14 protein-coding genes are annotated in these 12891 nt (G+C 67.7%); 6 read left to right on the plus strand and 8 right to left on the minus strand.

The window, feature by feature from the left end; translation table 11 throughout:
• Nucleotides 1-58 precede the first annotated feature (58 nt).
• Together LRH25_RS10350 and LRH25_RS10355 are read left to right on the plus strand one after the other, a co-directional pair.
• Nucleotides 59-892: an acyl-CoA thioesterase gene (locus LRH25_RS10350; RefSeq protein ID WP_141291206.1), complete on the plus strand. Its 834-nt coding sequence runs from the start codon at nucleotides 59-61 to the stop codon at nucleotides 890-892.
• A gap of 79 nt (nucleotides 893-971) precedes the next feature.
• Nucleotides 972-1634: a DUF6198 family protein gene (locus LRH25_RS10355; RefSeq protein WP_141291208.1), complete on the plus strand. Its 663-nt coding sequence runs from the start codon at nucleotides 972-974 to the stop codon at nucleotides 1632-1634.
• A 10-nt stretch (nucleotides 1635-1644) separates the two neighbouring features.
• On the opposite strand, the gene LRH25_RS10360 is transcribed toward LRH25_RS10355, so the two are convergent.
• The 7 genes from LRH25_RS10360 to LRH25_RS10390 form a co-directional block, all read right to left on the minus strand.
• The gene (locus tag LRH25_RS10360; protein WP_231011104.1) at nucleotides 1645-2145 is read right to left on the minus strand and encodes a hypothetical protein; all 501 of its coding nucleotides are present in this window, start codon (nucleotides 2143-2145) and stop codon (nucleotides 1645-1647) included.
• Nucleotides 2146-2182: 37 nt separating this feature from the next.
• Nucleotides 2183-2857 (minus strand): signal peptidase I, encoded by a 675-nt coding sequence (gene lepB, locus LRH25_RS10365; RefSeq protein ID WP_170200752.1) that lies wholly within the window; start codon nucleotides 2855-2857, stop codon nucleotides 2183-2185.
• Nucleotides 2854-3288, minus strand: a complete 435-nt coding sequence (locus LRH25_RS10370; protein ID WP_170200751.1) for a hypothetical protein — start codon at nucleotides 3286-3288, stop codon at nucleotides 2854-2856. Before LRH25_RS10370 ends, lepB begins: the two co-directional genes overlap by 4 nt.
• 106 nt (nucleotides 3289-3394) lie before the next feature.
• Nucleotides 3395-3826 (minus strand): GNAT family N-acetyltransferase, encoded by a 432-nt coding sequence (locus LRH25_RS10375; RefSeq protein WP_141285686.1) that lies wholly within the window; start codon nucleotides 3824-3826, stop codon nucleotides 3395-3397.
• 233 nt (nucleotides 3827-4059) lie between these two features.
• A complete protein-coding gene (locus LRH25_RS10380) occupies nucleotides 4060-4419 on the minus strand; it encodes a hypothetical protein (RefSeq protein ID WP_211361306.1) in 360 nt (119 codons plus the stop codon).
• A gap of 74 nt (nucleotides 4420-4493) precedes the next feature.
• Nucleotides 4494-5552: an aldose epimerase family protein gene (locus tag LRH25_RS10385; protein WP_141285682.1), complete on the minus strand. Its 1059-nt coding sequence runs from the start codon at nucleotides 5550-5552 to the stop codon at nucleotides 4494-4496.
• A gap of 5 nt (nucleotides 5553-5557) precedes the next feature.
• Nucleotides 5558-6328, minus strand: a complete 771-nt coding sequence (locus tag LRH25_RS10390) for an SDR family NAD(P)-dependent oxidoreductase (protein ID WP_141285680.1) — start codon at nucleotides 6326-6328, stop codon at nucleotides 5558-5560.
• Between the two features lie 150 nt (nucleotides 6329-6478).
• On the opposite strand from LRH25_RS10390, the gene LRH25_RS10395 reads away from it, so the two are divergent.
• From LRH25_RS10395 to LRH25_RS10410, 4 genes are all read left to right on the plus strand, one after another.
• Nucleotides 6479-8221 (plus strand): IlvD/Edd family dehydratase, encoded by a 1743-nt coding sequence (locus LRH25_RS10395; protein ID WP_141285678.1) that lies wholly within the window; start codon nucleotides 6479-6481, stop codon nucleotides 8219-8221.
• A 34-nt stretch (nucleotides 8222-8255) separates the two neighbouring features.
• On the plus strand, nucleotides 8256-9185 hold the full coding sequence (locus LRH25_RS10400) for a dihydrodipicolinate synthase family protein (RefSeq protein WP_141285676.1): 930 nt from the start codon (nucleotides 8256-8258) through the stop codon (nucleotides 9183-9185).
• Between the two features lie 20 nt (nucleotides 9186-9205).
• A complete protein-coding gene (locus LRH25_RS10405) occupies nucleotides 9206-10648 on the plus strand; it encodes an aldehyde dehydrogenase family protein (protein ID WP_141285674.1) in 1443 nt (480 codons plus the stop codon).
• A gap of 118 nt (nucleotides 10649-10766) precedes the next feature.
• Nucleotides 10767-11510 carry a FadR/GntR family transcriptional regulator gene (locus LRH25_RS10410; protein ID WP_141285672.1) on the plus strand — a complete coding sequence of 248 codons (744 nt, stop codon included), beginning with the start codon at nucleotides 10767-10769 and terminating at the stop codon, nucleotides 11508-11510.
• Nucleotides 11511-11526: 16 nt separating this feature from the next.
• Here LRH25_RS10410 and LRH25_RS10415 read toward each other — a convergent pair whose 3' ends face one another.
• A complete protein-coding gene (locus LRH25_RS10415; protein ID WP_170200750.1) occupies nucleotides 11527-12801 on the minus strand; it encodes an SGNH/GDSL hydrolase family protein in 1275 nt (424 codons plus the stop codon).
• Nucleotides 12802-12891 lie beyond the last annotated feature (90 nt).

The following is a 12891-nucleotide window of genomic DNA, read 5'->3' on the forward strand; positions in this document are numbered from 1 at the left end:
GACAGGCCTTTCCCGGCCTGCAGCGGCACACTGCCACATGCCTGAATTTGCGACCGACATGACCGCACCTGAGCCATCGTTCGTGCATCCGTTCGACAGCGCGATCGCGCTGGCCCCTGCGGCGCACGCGGGTCACTTCAGTGGTGCCACCAGCCCGGCCTACGCCAACATGGTGGGCCCGTTTGGTGGCACGACGGCGGCCACCTTGCTGAACGCGGTGCTGCAGCACCCTGAGCGCCAGGGGGATCCGATTGCGTTGACCGTCAACTACGCCAGCGCCATCGAGGACGGTGGCTTCGGGCTGGTGGCCCGCGCGGCACGCACCAATCGGTCGACGCAGCATTGGTCGGTGGAGCTGCTGCAAGGCGGCACCGTGGCGGCCACCGCGACTGCGGTGCTGGCGCGGCGGCGTGAGACCTGGTCGGCACCGGACGTGCGGCCGCCCGCAAACCTGCCGTCACCCGACACGCTGACGCGGGCCGGCGGCGCCCGGCGCCCGCCCTGGTTCAAGCGCTATGACATGCGCTTTGTCACCGGCGGCCTGCCCGAGGCCATGGACGGCGAGGAACACGCCAGCTCGCACAGCAGCTTCTGGGTGCGCGACGAACCGGCCCGGCCGCTGGACTTCGCGTCGCTGGCGGCGATCTGCGACTGCTTTTTCCCACGTGTCTTCATGCGCCGCCGGCTGTTCGTGCCCATCGGCACCGTGACGCTGACGACGTATTTCCATGCAGACGCCGCGATGTTGGCCGCGCAGGGCGAACGCCCGGTGCTGGGCGTGGCCAAGGCACTGAACTTCCGCAACGGCTATTTTGACCAGACGGCCGAGGTCTGGAGCGACAGCGGCCAACTGCTCGCCAGCACGCACCAGATGGTTTACTACCGGGAGTGAGGCTGCGGTGACCGCGCCGGCCGGCTGGCGGGGTGGGGCAGCGCGGTGGCGCGGCATGCTTCCTGCTCACAATGCCCGCATGGCGACTGTAGACACCCCCGACATTCCAACCGCAAAACGCACGGCAGAGGCACTCGCGCCGCTGACGGACAAGCCGCACACCTTGTTCGAGGACACGCAGGCCATCTTCACCGGCACGCTGTTCGTCTCGCTGGCGCTGATCCTGTTTGCGCAGGTGGGCCTGATCACCGGTGGCACGGCAGGCGCGGCCTTCGTGCTCAGCCACTTGACGGGCTACAGCTTCGGCAAGTGGTTCTTCGTCGTGAACCTGCCGTTCTACGGCTTCTCGTGGAAGCGCATGGGGCCGGAGTTCACGCTGAAGACCTTCGTGGCGGTGACGGCGCTGTCGCTGATGACCGAATACTCGCCGCGGCTGTTTGCCATCGAGCGGCTGCACCCGGGCTACGCCGCGGTGCTGGGTGGTCTGCTGCTGGGTTCGGGCTGCCTGTTCCTGGCGCGCCACCGGGCCAGCCTGGGCGGCGCGACCATCGTCTCGCTGTACTTCCAGCAGGTCAAAGGCTGGCGCGCCGGCAAGGTGCAGATGGCCATCGACATCAGCGTGCTGCTGATCGCCGCGCTGATCCTGCCGCGCGACCGGGCCATCTACTCGGTGCTGGGCGCGGTGGTGATGAGCAGCTTCATCTACATCAACCACCGGCCGGGCCGTTACACGGGCAGCTGAAGACCTCGGGTCACTGGCCGGCCGCGGTGCGGTAAGGCGGTTTTGCCCGCGGATCGGTGCGCAGCGCGGCCACCGCGTTCAGCACCTGCGGCAGCCGCCGCGCAAAGGCTTCCAGCTCGGCCGCTGCGGCCGGGTCGCCGGCGCAGCCCTCGAAGTAGACGACGCGGGCCTGCACCGTGGCCCACACGCTGGCGGGCCGGCGCGTGACGCTGGCTGGCGCCTGCTCGCGCCAGGCCGCTTCCAGCGCGGCGGCAATCTCGTCGTCATGCGCATAGGCACTGGGCGTGTCGCACTTGCCGGCCAGCCAGCAGGTGGTGCCTTTTTCGGCGCGGTGATGCGCCTGCACGCGGCGCTCGGCCTCTGTCAACAACGGGCCCAGCGGCGCAGGGCAGCCGGTCAGGGTGCCGACCAGCGGGAAGAATGGATCGCCGAACCAGTTGCGGCGAACGTCCTCGGCTTGTGCCGGGGTGCCGAGCAGCGTCAGAACCAGCGCGGCGCCAAGGGTCGACATGGCCGGCCGGCCCGGCCTGCGCACCGCGCTGCAGGGCTCAGCGGAACACGCTGAGACCACGCTCCAGGCGCTGCGCCCAGCCGCCCAGCAGGTCGGTGGACAGCACGACATGGTGGGTGCGGCCGACGATGCCTTCGCGGGCCACCAGGCCGAAGAAACGCGAGTCCTCGGTGTCGTCCGGGTTGTCGCCGAGCACGAAGTAGCGGTCCGCCGGCAACTGGGTCGGGCCAAAGCCAAGCTTCTCGGCTTTGTCGAGCTTTTGGCTGGCCTGCGTCGCTGCGGACCGGACGGCGTCGTCCGCGTGTGGCGCCGGGGTGCCGAGCTTTTCGTCCGGCGCGCCGAAGCCGGCGGGCTTGTGGTTGACGTAGAGCGTGCTGCCGCGCAGCTCCACCAGGTCGCCCGGCACGGCGGCCACGCGCTTGACCAGCCGTTCCTGGTTCCGCGGCGAGAGGAGGGTGACCATGTCGCCGCGCTGCGGTTCGCTGAGGCGGGCCAGGGAGATCTGGGTCAGCGGCACCTTCAGGTCATAAGCCAGCTGGTTGACCAGCACCAGGTCGTTTTCCGGCGGTGTGACCTGGGCACTTGCGACGAGGCTGGCGACGGCGATTTCAGCGACGGGCGCCGGCCCCCAGTCGGCCATCGCACCGGAGGTGAGCACGGACAGCAGCAACAAGGCCGGGATGCGGTAGGGATGGGATTGCTGGTGTTTCATCGCATGGCCTCGTGCGTCGGGCAGCCTGCAAAGTGTCGGCCAGCGCCTGCAGCGGTGCAAGCCATTTTCAGCGCTGGCGCAGGCGTTCGCGCCGGGGCGGTAGCCGAACATGTGCGCCATGCCCGGTCGTGCCAGACGATGCGGCGCTGGCGCAGCTTGACGATGCCGACCAGGTCGTTGTCCAGCATCAGGCCTTGTTCGCGGTTGAGCCTGGCGAGGGCCGCTTCCGAGCGCTGCAGCTCGGCCGTGCGCTCGGCCACGCGTTGCGCCAGCACTGCTTGCAGCGAGTCCACCTGCTGGCGGGCGTGCACCGCAGCCTCGCGGTGCTGGATCTCGCGCTGCGCATTGCCGGCCAGCTCCGTCAGCAGGTCCAGCGAGCGCAGCAAGGCCAGGCGTTGCGTCTCGTCAGTGGTGGGCGGTGCAATCAGCATGAGGGCGTCGTGTCTGCATCGGCGATGCGGCCAATGGTTGCCTGCATTGAAGCACGTGGACGCGGCCGTCGCGAGAGGCTGACGGGCTGCAGCGTGCGCGACAGCCTCAGCCCGCGGCGAGCGATTTTTGCATCAGGTATTTCTCGACGCCCTGAGAAAACCCCCGAAGACAGAATGCAAGCTGATAACCGCGCTTGCGATAAAAATCAGGCGCTTGAAAACTGAAGGTGTAGAGATAAAGCAGCCGGCAACCCCTTTGCGCGGCCAAATCCTCGAAACGCCCGAGCAGCGTGCTGGCCAGCCCCTGGTTTCTCAATGCGGGCGCCACCCACAATTCCTGCAACTCGCAGCAATCTCCCCAGGTGCGACCCACCGCGCCGCCGATCACCTCGTCTGCTGCCGTTCTGGCAAACACCGACAGGCCACGCACGTCCTGCAGCGCTCTCGCCTGTTGGTTGGCTGCGTCCAGGCCCGCATCGACGACGCCCGCCTCGGCTTGCGGCACGTCCTGGTGGTCAGTGAAGCGGATGTGGTGCATGGCGATGTGATGGGATGGGTTGAGCCACTTGATTTCCCCCCTTTGGGGGATGGGACTTGCCTTGTCCCCCAGATATGGTTCAGCCCTGTCAACTATTTCTTGATTCGAAATACCCGATTCAGAAATGAGCGTGAGTGGGCCGCTGCATTGCGGGTGTGGGAGCGCCTGGAGGAGTTCGCTGAAAATGCGAATCGCAATGTCAATGGCGGCCCACTCGGGCGCGTGGCTGCATATTATTTCGAGGCCGTGGTCTTGATATAGGCCAACCGCCGAAAACGCAGCGCGGACCAATCTTCGTCAATCGCCACCGCGCGCACGGTTTCGAAGCCGGCGCCCTGCAGCACGGCCCAGCCGGTGTCGCGGTTGAAGTCGCAGCGGTAGCGTTTGGAGGTGCCTTTTGGGTAGGCGAACCACAGCAGCGCGTCGCCCTCGGCCTTGCCGGCCAGCAGCCCGGACAAGCGATCAACCTCGGTTTGCTGCGTGGCAAACGCAAGCGCGAAATGCACCGCCTGGACCTCCGCCGGGTCGCGCAGCACCTTGACACCCACCAGCGTGGCTAAGGCCGGCTCGAAGGACGCAGGCGCGTTGACCACGAGGATCTCGCGCTGGCCTTCAGGTTCAGCTTGTCGAACACGGTGGGCATGGTGATCTCCGCTGTCTCTGCCAGTCAGCCGGGCAGTGTAGAGAAGCGGTGTTCGGTGCTGCTGCGGAAAACCTCGCCGGGGCGCAGCACGGTGCTCGGCCAGTCGGCGCTTGCGGGGTGGTTAGGCGAGTCGGGGTTGTGCTGGGTTTCCAGGCACAGGCCGTCGCCCTGGCGGTAGAGCTGGCCGCCTTGGCCGCGCAGCGTGCCGTCGAGGAAGTTGCCGGAGTAGAACTGCACGGCGGGTTCGGTGGTGTGCACCGTCATCACGCGGCCGGAGGCCGGGTCTTCCAGCCGCGCGGCGAGGTGCAGCTGGCCGTCCTGCGGCGCGTCCAGCAGCCAGTTGTGGTCGTAGCCGCGGGCCAGGCGCAACTGCTCGTGGCCCTCGCGCAGCCGGGCTTCGACGACCTGGCTGCTGCGGAAGTCGAACGGCGTGCCGGCCACATCGGCAATGCGGCTGGGGATCAGTGCGGTGTCGACCTCGGTGTAGCGGCTGGCGTTCAGCTGCAGCCGGTGGCCGACGGCCGAGCCGGCGCCGGCGAGGTTGAAGTAGTCGTGGTGGCTGAGGTTGACGACGGTGGGCCGGTCGCAGCGGGCCTCGTAGTCCACGCGCCAGCCTTGTGCGTCGTCCAGCCGGTAGCGCACGCTGAGGTCCAGCGTGCCGGGGAAGCCTTCTTCTCCGTGTTCGCTGCGGTAGCGCAGGTGCAGCGTGTCGCCCTCTATCTCGGCCTGCCACAGCCGGGTGCCGAAGCCACGCGGGCCGCCGTGCAGGCAGTTCGGGCCATCGTTGATCGGCAGCTGGTGGGTTTCGCCGTCCAGCGTGAAACGGCCGCCGGCAATGCGGTTGGCATAACGGCCGACGATGACGCCGAAGTGCGGGTTGCGCAGCACGTAGTCGTCCAGCGCGTCGAAACCCAGCACCACGTTGGCCGACCGGCCGGCGCGGTCCGGCACCTGCAGCGAGGTCACGATGCCGCCGTAGGTGATGGCGCGCAGCACCAGGCCTCGGCCGTTGTCCAGCGTGTATTCGTCGACGATGCTGCCGTCGGGCAGCGTGCCGTAGGGACGGGAGTGGATCGTGGTCATGGCGGTCAGACCCAGCCGCCGTCCACGATGAAGTCCTGCGCGGTGCACATGGCGCTGTCGTCCGCCGCGAGGAACAGCGCCATGCGGGCGATGTGCTCGGCCATCAGCGGCTGGTTGATGCACTGGCCCTTGGCGATCTCGGCACGGGCCGCATCGTCCACCCACAGCGCGAGCTGCTTGTCGGTCATCACCCAGCCCGGCACGAGGGTGTTGACGCGGATGTTGTGTGGCCCGAGGTCGCGTGCCAGCGAGCGCGTGAGGCCCTGCACCGCGGCCTTGGCGGTGGTGTAGGCCGGCATGCCGCCTTGCTTGAGCTTCCAGCTGATGGAGCCGAAGTTGACGATGCTGCCGCCGCCGGCAGCGCGCATGTCCGGCAGCACCGCCTGCGCGGCGAAGAACTGGTGCTTGAGGTTGACGGCCAGGCCTGCGTCCCACTGTTCGGGTGTGACGCTTTCCAGCGCGTGGCGCTTGTCGTTGGCGGCGTTGTTCAGCAGCACCGTGATGCGGCCTCCCAGCGCGTCGCGCAGCGTGTGGATGGCGCGCTGCAGTGCGGCGGTGTCGGTCAGGTCGGCGGCGACGAAATACGGGCCGCGGCGTGCACCGTCCTGCAGTTTCGCGGCCAGGGCCTTGCCGGCGGCGGCGTCAATGTCGATGAAGCCCACCGCTGCGCCTTGCAGCGCGAATTGTTCGACCAAGCAGGCACCGATGCCGGTGGCGCCGCCAGTGATCAACACCCGGCGGTCGGCCAGGCTGGGGTAGCGCGCGAAAACAGTCATGAGGGAACTCCGCCAACAGGGTCACTGAACACTGCTGGCATTTTATTAGTAATACTTTAGTGAGAAGTCTTGCGGAAGTTTCAGGGTTTACCCGAGTGACGTGCCACAATTAGTCATACTTTAATGTCGACTCCTGTTTGAGAGAGCCTCATGTCCAAGCCCCCCGTCAAGCTCAGGTCCGCTGCATGGTTCGGCACTGCCGACAAAAACGGCTTCATGTACCGAAGCTGGATGAAGAACCAAGGCATCCCGGATCACGAATTCCAGGGCAAGCCCATCATCGGCATCTGCAACACCTGGAGCGAGCTGACGCCCTGCAACGCCCACTTCCGCAAGCTGGCCGAGCATGTGAAGCGCGGCATCCTGGAGGCCGGTGGCTTCCCGGTCGAGTTCCCGGTGTTCTCCAACGGTGAATCGAACCTGCGGCCCACGGCCATGCTCACGCGCAACCTGGCCAGCATGGACGTGGAGGAGTCGATCCGCGGCAATCCGATCGACGGCGTGGTGCTGCTGGTCGGCTGCGACAAGACCACGCCTGCGCTGCTGATGGGCGCGGCCAGCTGTGACGTGCCGGCCATCGTCGTCACCGGCGGGCCGATGCTGAACGGCAAGCTCAACGGCAAGAACATCGGCTCGGGCACGGCGGTCTGGCAGCTCAGCGAGCAGGTCAAGGCCGGCACCATCTCGATCAACGACTTCCTTGCCGCTGAGGCTGGCCATGCGCGCTCGGCCGGCACCTGCAACACCATGGGCACGGCGTCCACCATGGCCTGCATGGCGGAATCGCTGGGTGTGAGCCTGCCGCACAACGCCGCCATCCCGGCGGTGGACGCACGGCGACAGGTGCTGGCGCATCTCTCGGGCAGCCGCATCGTCGAGATGGTCAACGAGGGCCTGACGCTGTCCAAGCTGCTGACCCGCGAAGCTTTCGAAAACGCCATCCGCACCAATGCCGCCATCGGCGGCTCGACCAACGCGGTGATCCACCTGAAGGCGATTGCCGGCCGCATTGGCGTGGACCTGCAACTGGACGACTGGACCTCGGTCGGCCACGGCACGCCTACGCTGGTGGACCTGCTGCCCTCGGGCCGTTTCCTGATGGAAGAGTTCTACTACGCCGGCGGCCTGCCGGGCGTGCTGCGCCGGCTGGGCGAGGCCGGGCTGCTGCCGCACCCGAATGCGCTGACGGCCAATGGCAAGAGCATCTGGGACAACGTCAAGGATGCGGCAATCCACGACGAAGAGGTGATCCGTCCGTTGACCAAGCCGCTGGTGCCGGACGGCAGCATCCGCGTGCTGCGTGGCAACCTGGCGCCCAACGGCGCGGTGCTCAAGCCCTCGGCCGCCAGCGCCCACCTGCTCAAGCACCGCGGCCGCGCGGTGGTCTTCGAGAGCCTGGAGCACTACAAGGAACGCATCGTCGACCCGGACCTGGACATCACGGCCGACTCGGTGATGGTGCTGAAAAACTGTGGCCCGCGCGGCTACCCCGGCATGGCCGAGGTCGGCAACATGGGCCTGCCGCCCAAGCTGCTGGCCCAGGGCGTGACCGACATGGTGCGCATTTCCGACGCCCGCATGAGCGGCACCGCCTACGGCACCGTGGTGCTGCACGTGGCGCCCGAGGCGCGCGCGGGCGGCCCGCTGGCGGTGGTGCAGGAGGGTGACTGGATCGAACTGGATGCCGAGACCGGCCGGCTGCACCTGGACGTGACGGACGAAGAACTGGCCGCCCGCCTGGTCGCCTGGGCCGCGGTGCAGCAGGTCGACCCGGCCGACGCCACCGGCTACCGCCACCTGTACGTGAAGCACGTGATGCAGGCCGACCAGGGCTGCGACTTCGACTTCCTGGTCGGCTGCCGCGGGGCGGCGGTGCCGCGCCATTCTCACTGAGTCACTGAACCCCGACTTCCTGAAGAGATACCTCATGAGCACTCATCAACAAGCTGCGCGGTACAAGGGTGTGTTCCCTGTCGTGCCCACGACCTTCAATGAACAAGGCGGGCTGGACCTGGAAAGCCAGAAGCGCTGCGTCGACTTCATGATAGCCGCCGGCTCGACCGGCCTGTGCATCCTGGCCAACTTCTCCGAGCAGTTTGTGCTGGGCGATGACGAGCGCGAGGTGCTTGCGAAGACCATCCTCGAACACGTGGCCGGCCGGGTGCCGGTGATCGTCACCACCACCCACTTCGGTACGCAGATCTGCGCCGCGCGCAGCCGCCGCGCGCAGGACATGGGCGCCGCCATGGTGATGGTCATGCCGCCCTACCACGGCGCCACCATCCGCGTGTCCGAAGCGCAGATCCACGGCTTCTACAGCCAGCTGTCCGACGCCATCGACATTCCCATCATGATCCAGGACGCGCCGGTCAGCGGCACGGTGCTGAGCGCACCCTTCCTGGCCCGCATGGCGCGCGAGATCGAGAACGTTGCGTACTTCAAGATCGAAACCGCCGGTGCGGCCAGCAAGCTGCGCGAGCTGATCGCCATTGGTGGCGCGGACATCGAAGGCCCGTGGGACGGCGAAGAGGCCATCACGCTGCTGGCCGACCTGGACGCTGGCGCGACCGGCGCGATGACCGGCGGTGCCTTCCCGGACGGCATCCGCACCATCGTCGACGCCTACGCCGCCGGCCGTCGCGAGGAAGCTGTGGCCGCCTACGCGCGCTGGCTGCCGCTGATCAACTACGAGAACCGCCAGGGCGGCATCCTGACCGCCAAGGCCTTGATGAAGGAAGGCGGCGTAATCGCCTGCGACGCGCCGCGGCATCCGTTCCCGGCGATGAACCCTGCCGTGCGCGCCGGCCTGCTGGACGCGGCGAAGCGCCTCGATCCGCTGGTCCTGCGTTGGGCCTGAATCAAAAGAGGCACCTCATCATGAGCAACACCTTCCAGAACTACATCAATGGCGAATGGGTGGCCGGCGCAGGCACGCGGCCGAACATCAACCCGTCCGACACCAGCGACGTGATCGGCCACTACGCGCAGGCCGATGCGGCGCAGACCGAAGCCGCCATCGCTGCCGCGCAGGCCGCATTCCCGGGCTGGGCCATGAGCACGCCGCAGCAGCGTTTCGACGTGCTGGACGCCGTGGGCAACGAACTGCTGGCGCGCAAGGACGAGATCGGCCGACTGCTGTCGCGCGAAGAGGGCAAGACCTTGCCTGAAGGCATTGGCGAGACGCACCGCGCCGCGATGATCTTCAAGTTCTTCGCGGGCGAGGCGCTGCGAGGCGGCGGCGAACACCTGGCCTCCGTGCGGCCGGGCGTGGGCGTGGACGTGCTGCGGCAGCCGGTTGGCGTGGTCGGGCTGATCGCGCCGTGGAACTTTCCCATCGCCATCCCGGCCTGGAAGATCGCCCCGGCGCTGGCCTACGGCAACTGCGTGGTCTTCAAGCCGGCCGAACTGGTGCCCGGCTGTGGCTGGACGCTGGCCGACATCCTCAGCCGCACGGCGCTTCCGAAGGGCGTGTTCAACCTGGTGATGGGCCCGGGCTCGCAAGTGGGCCAGACGCTGGTGGATTCGCCGCTGGTGCGCGCGGTGAGCTTCACCGGCTCGGTCGGCACCGGCCGGCGCATCATCAACAGCTGCGCTGCCCGCCAGGCCAAGGTGCAGGCCGAGATGGGTGGCAAGAACCCGCTGGTGGTGCTGGACGACGCCGACCTGGACGTGGCTGTCAACGCCGCGGTGCAAAGTGCGTATTTCTCGACCGGCCAGCGCTGCACGGCTTCGAGCCGCATCATCGTCACCGAAGGCGTGCATGACGCGTTCGTCGACAAGGTGCTGGCCAAGCTGCGCACGCTGAAGGTGGACCATGCGTTGAAAGCCGGCACCGACATCGGCCCCGTCGTCGATGAAAAGCAACTGGCGCAGAACCTGCGCTACGTGGCGCTGGCGCAGACGGAAGGCGGCAAGCTGGCGTTTGGCGGCGAGGTGCTGGAACGCGAGACGAAGGGCTTCTTCCAGATGCCGGCGTTGATCACCGAAACGACCAACGCGATGACCATCAGCCGCGAGGAAGTCTTCGGCCCGGTGGCCAACGTGATCCGCGTGCGCGACTACGAAGAAGCGCTGGCGACGGCCAACGACACCGAGTTTGGCCTCTCGGCCGGCATCTGCACCACCTCGCTGAAACACGCCACCCACTTCAAGCTGGCCGCGCAGGCCGGCATGGTGATGGTCAACCTGCCGACCGCGGGCGTGGACTACCACGTGCCGTTTGGCGGCAGCAAGGGCTCCAGCTACGGCCCGCGCGAGCAGGGCAGCCATGCCAAGGAGTTCTACACCACGGTGAAGACGGCGTATACGGCGGCTGGCTGAGGCGCCGATTCGCACCTTCGGTCGCGTGGGCCGTCCGATGGGCGGCTGCGGCTGATCGCGCGCAAATCACTGTGTTACGGTTCCTGCGGCATCTGCCTGGAGACGGAGAATGGCGGGAATGAACAGTCGCACGGCGCAGTCCACCTATCGCCTTCAGCCCGAAGGCAAGAGCATGCATGGACGCATCGTGCGCGAGCTTGGCCTGGCCATCCTGGCCGGTGCGTTGAAGCCGGGCGACCGGCTGCCGGCCGAGGCGGTGCTGCTGGAGAAATACGACGTGAGCCGGCCGGTGCTGCGCGAAGCCGTGCGGGTGCTGGTGGCCAAGGGGCTGGTGGTGTCCAAGCAGCGCTCGGGCGCCATCGTCCGGCCGCGCAACGAGTGGCATCTGCTGGACCCGGACGTGCTGTACTGGCTGATCCAGACCAAGCCGCAGCCCGAGTTCGTCAGCACGCTGCTGACGGTGCGCCGCGTCTTCGAGCCCGCCGCTGCCGCGCTGGCCGCCAAGGCTGCGACCGAGGACCAGATCGAGGCCATTGCCGAGGCTTTCTCCGGCATGGCCGCAGCGCGCACCACCGAGGAACTGCTGGAACCCGACCTGGCGTTTCACCGCCGCATTGCCGAGGCCACCAACAACGACCTGCTGGCCTACATCGGCAACATGCTGTCCCTCGCGCTGCGCGAGTCCATCATCCTCAGCAGCCAGGTGCCCAACACCCACGAGCTTTCGCTGCCGCGCCACAAGGCGATCCTGACGGCGCTGCGCAACCGTGACGCGCTGGCCGCCCGCCAGGCCACGCTGGTGCAGTTGGAAGAGACTGGCGACGACTTGTCGACGCTGCTGCCGGGCGTGAACCTGGCCTGAGCGCCGGTGGGTCGGCTCAGTTCCTGAGCGCCTGCAGATCGATGGCAGCCGCCATCACGCGATAACCCGCGGCATTCGGATGCGTGTGGTCGCCGCTGTCGAAGACCGGGTTCAGGTAGCTGGGCCGGGCCGGGTCGGCCATCAGGCGGTCGAAATCCAGCACCCGGTCGAAGGCGCCCGCGCTGGTGATCCAGCGGTTGACCTCCACTCGCATCGCCTCGGCCGCTGGTGTCTGGCCGCGCGGGCCGGTCGAGCCGCCGCGTGGCAGCAACGTGGCACCCCAGACCTGCACGCCGGCTGCGTGGGCGTGTGCCACCAGCGTCTTCATGCCTTCGATGACCTGGGCCGCGCTGACCTTGTCCTTGGGGCTGTCCAGCAGGCCGCTGGCGGTGATGTCGTTGATGCCTTGCAGCAGCACCACCCAGTGCACACCGGGCTGGTCCAGCACGTCGCGCTGGAAACGAGCGAGCGTGCTCGGGCCAAGGTAGGGATCCGAGCCGTCGTTCAGGATGCGGTTGCCGGCAATGCCGGCGTTGACCACGGCCACATCGGCCAGCGCGGGGTCCTTTCGCAGGCGCGCAGCCAGCGCGTCGGGCCAGCGTGCGTTGGCATCCAGTCCTGAGCCCACGCCGTCGGTGATGGAGTCACCTACAGCCACCAGCGTGCGTGCCGGGCCGCTCGCCTTGGTCGGAAGCACCTGCAGGTCGGTCAGCAGGTAGCGGCTGTCGTCGGTGTCGGCGCGGGGCAGGGCGGCGGCACCGGCCATGTCCAGGCCGTCGACCAGGTAGGCCGTCTGCATGCCCACCGTGTGGATCGTCGGCGCGCTGGCGCCTTCGGGCAGGTAAAGGCTCACGGCCAGTTCCTGCAGCGCTGCCACCGGCAGGTCCAGCGGGTCGCTCCAGGCGCTTTCACCCTTGGCAATGCGCAGCGTGGCCTGGCCACCAAAGCTCAGCGCACGGTCGCTGCCCGCGACGATGGCCGAGCCCACGCCATGCAGGCCCACATGCACCGGCCCGACCAGCAGCGGCCCGTCGCCCAGAAGGTTCGACAGCTTGATTCGCAGCTTGTCGCCACCCGAGCCGGCGCGCAGCACTTGCCGGATGGTTTGGGGCTTCATCGCCGGCCCTGCCGAGTCCGGTGCCGCACTCCAGGCCGGCACCCAGGCCCCTGTTTCGCCCGCCGTTGCGCCCATCAGCGAGGGCAGCAGCAGAGCCAAACCAACGCCGAGCGCCAGCAATGCCGCGGCCTTCAGCCTGCCTTCGAGCTTGAAGTGGGTGTTGATCGGGCTCATGCGACGGCGTGGGGTGGACGATGGCCGATTGTTGAACGGTTCATCACCTGTGCGGGAGCTGGCACCCCAAACAAAACAGGCCCGCCGAAG

It is taken from the genome of Ideonella azotifigens (genome assembly GCF_021043325.1).
Lineage (GTDB): Bacteria > Pseudomonadota > Gammaproteobacteria > Burkholderiales > Burkholderiaceae_C > Ideonella > Ideonella azotifigens.

Excerpts from the sequence above, each read along its gene's own strand:
- LRH25_RS10350 (WP_141291206.1), top strand. The coding sequence starts at position 59 with ATGACCGCACCTGAGCCATCGTTCGTGCATCCGTTCGACAGCGCGATC.
- LRH25_RS10355 (WP_141291208.1), top strand. The coding sequence starts at position 972 with ATGGCGACTGTAGACACCCCCGACATTCCAACCGCAAAACGCACGGCA.
- LRH25_RS10360 (WP_231011104.1), bottom strand. The coding sequence starts at position 2,145 with ATGTCGACCCTTGGCGCCGCGCTGGTTCTGACGCTGCTCGGCACCCCG.
- lepB (WP_170200752.1), bottom strand. The coding sequence starts at position 2,857 with ATGAAACACCAGCAATCCCATCCCTACCGCATCCCGGCCTTGTTGCTG.
- LRH25_RS10370 (WP_170200751.1), bottom strand. The coding sequence starts at position 3,288 with ATGCTGATTGCACCGCCCACCACTGACGAGACGCAACGCCTGGCCTTG.
- LRH25_RS10375 (WP_141285686.1), bottom strand. The coding sequence starts at position 3,826 with ATGCACCACATCCGCTTCACTGACCACCAGGACGTGCCGCAAGCCGAG.
- LRH25_RS10385 (WP_141285682.1), bottom strand. The coding sequence starts at position 5,552 with ATGACCACGATCCACTCCCGTCCCTACGGCACGCTGCCCGACGGCAGC.
- LRH25_RS10390 (WP_141285680.1), bottom strand. The coding sequence starts at position 6,328 with ATGACTGTTTTCGCGCGCTACCCCAGCCTGGCCGACCGCCGGGTGTTG.
- LRH25_RS10395 (WP_141285678.1), top strand. The coding sequence starts at position 6,479 with ATGTCCAAGCCCCCCGTCAAGCTCAGGTCCGCTGCATGGTTCGGCACT.
- LRH25_RS10400 (WP_141285676.1), top strand. The coding sequence starts at position 8,256 with ATGAGCACTCATCAACAAGCTGCGCGGTACAAGGGTGTGTTCCCTGTC.
- LRH25_RS10405 (WP_141285674.1), top strand. The coding sequence starts at position 9,206 with ATGAGCAACACCTTCCAGAACTACATCAATGGCGAATGGGTGGCCGGC.
- LRH25_RS10410 (WP_141285672.1), top strand. The coding sequence starts at position 10,767 with ATGAACAGTCGCACGGCGCAGTCCACCTATCGCCTTCAGCCCGAAGGC.
- LRH25_RS10415 (WP_170200750.1), bottom strand. The coding sequence starts at position 12,801 with ATGAGCCCGATCAACACCCACTTCAAGCTCGAAGGCAGGCTGAAGGCC.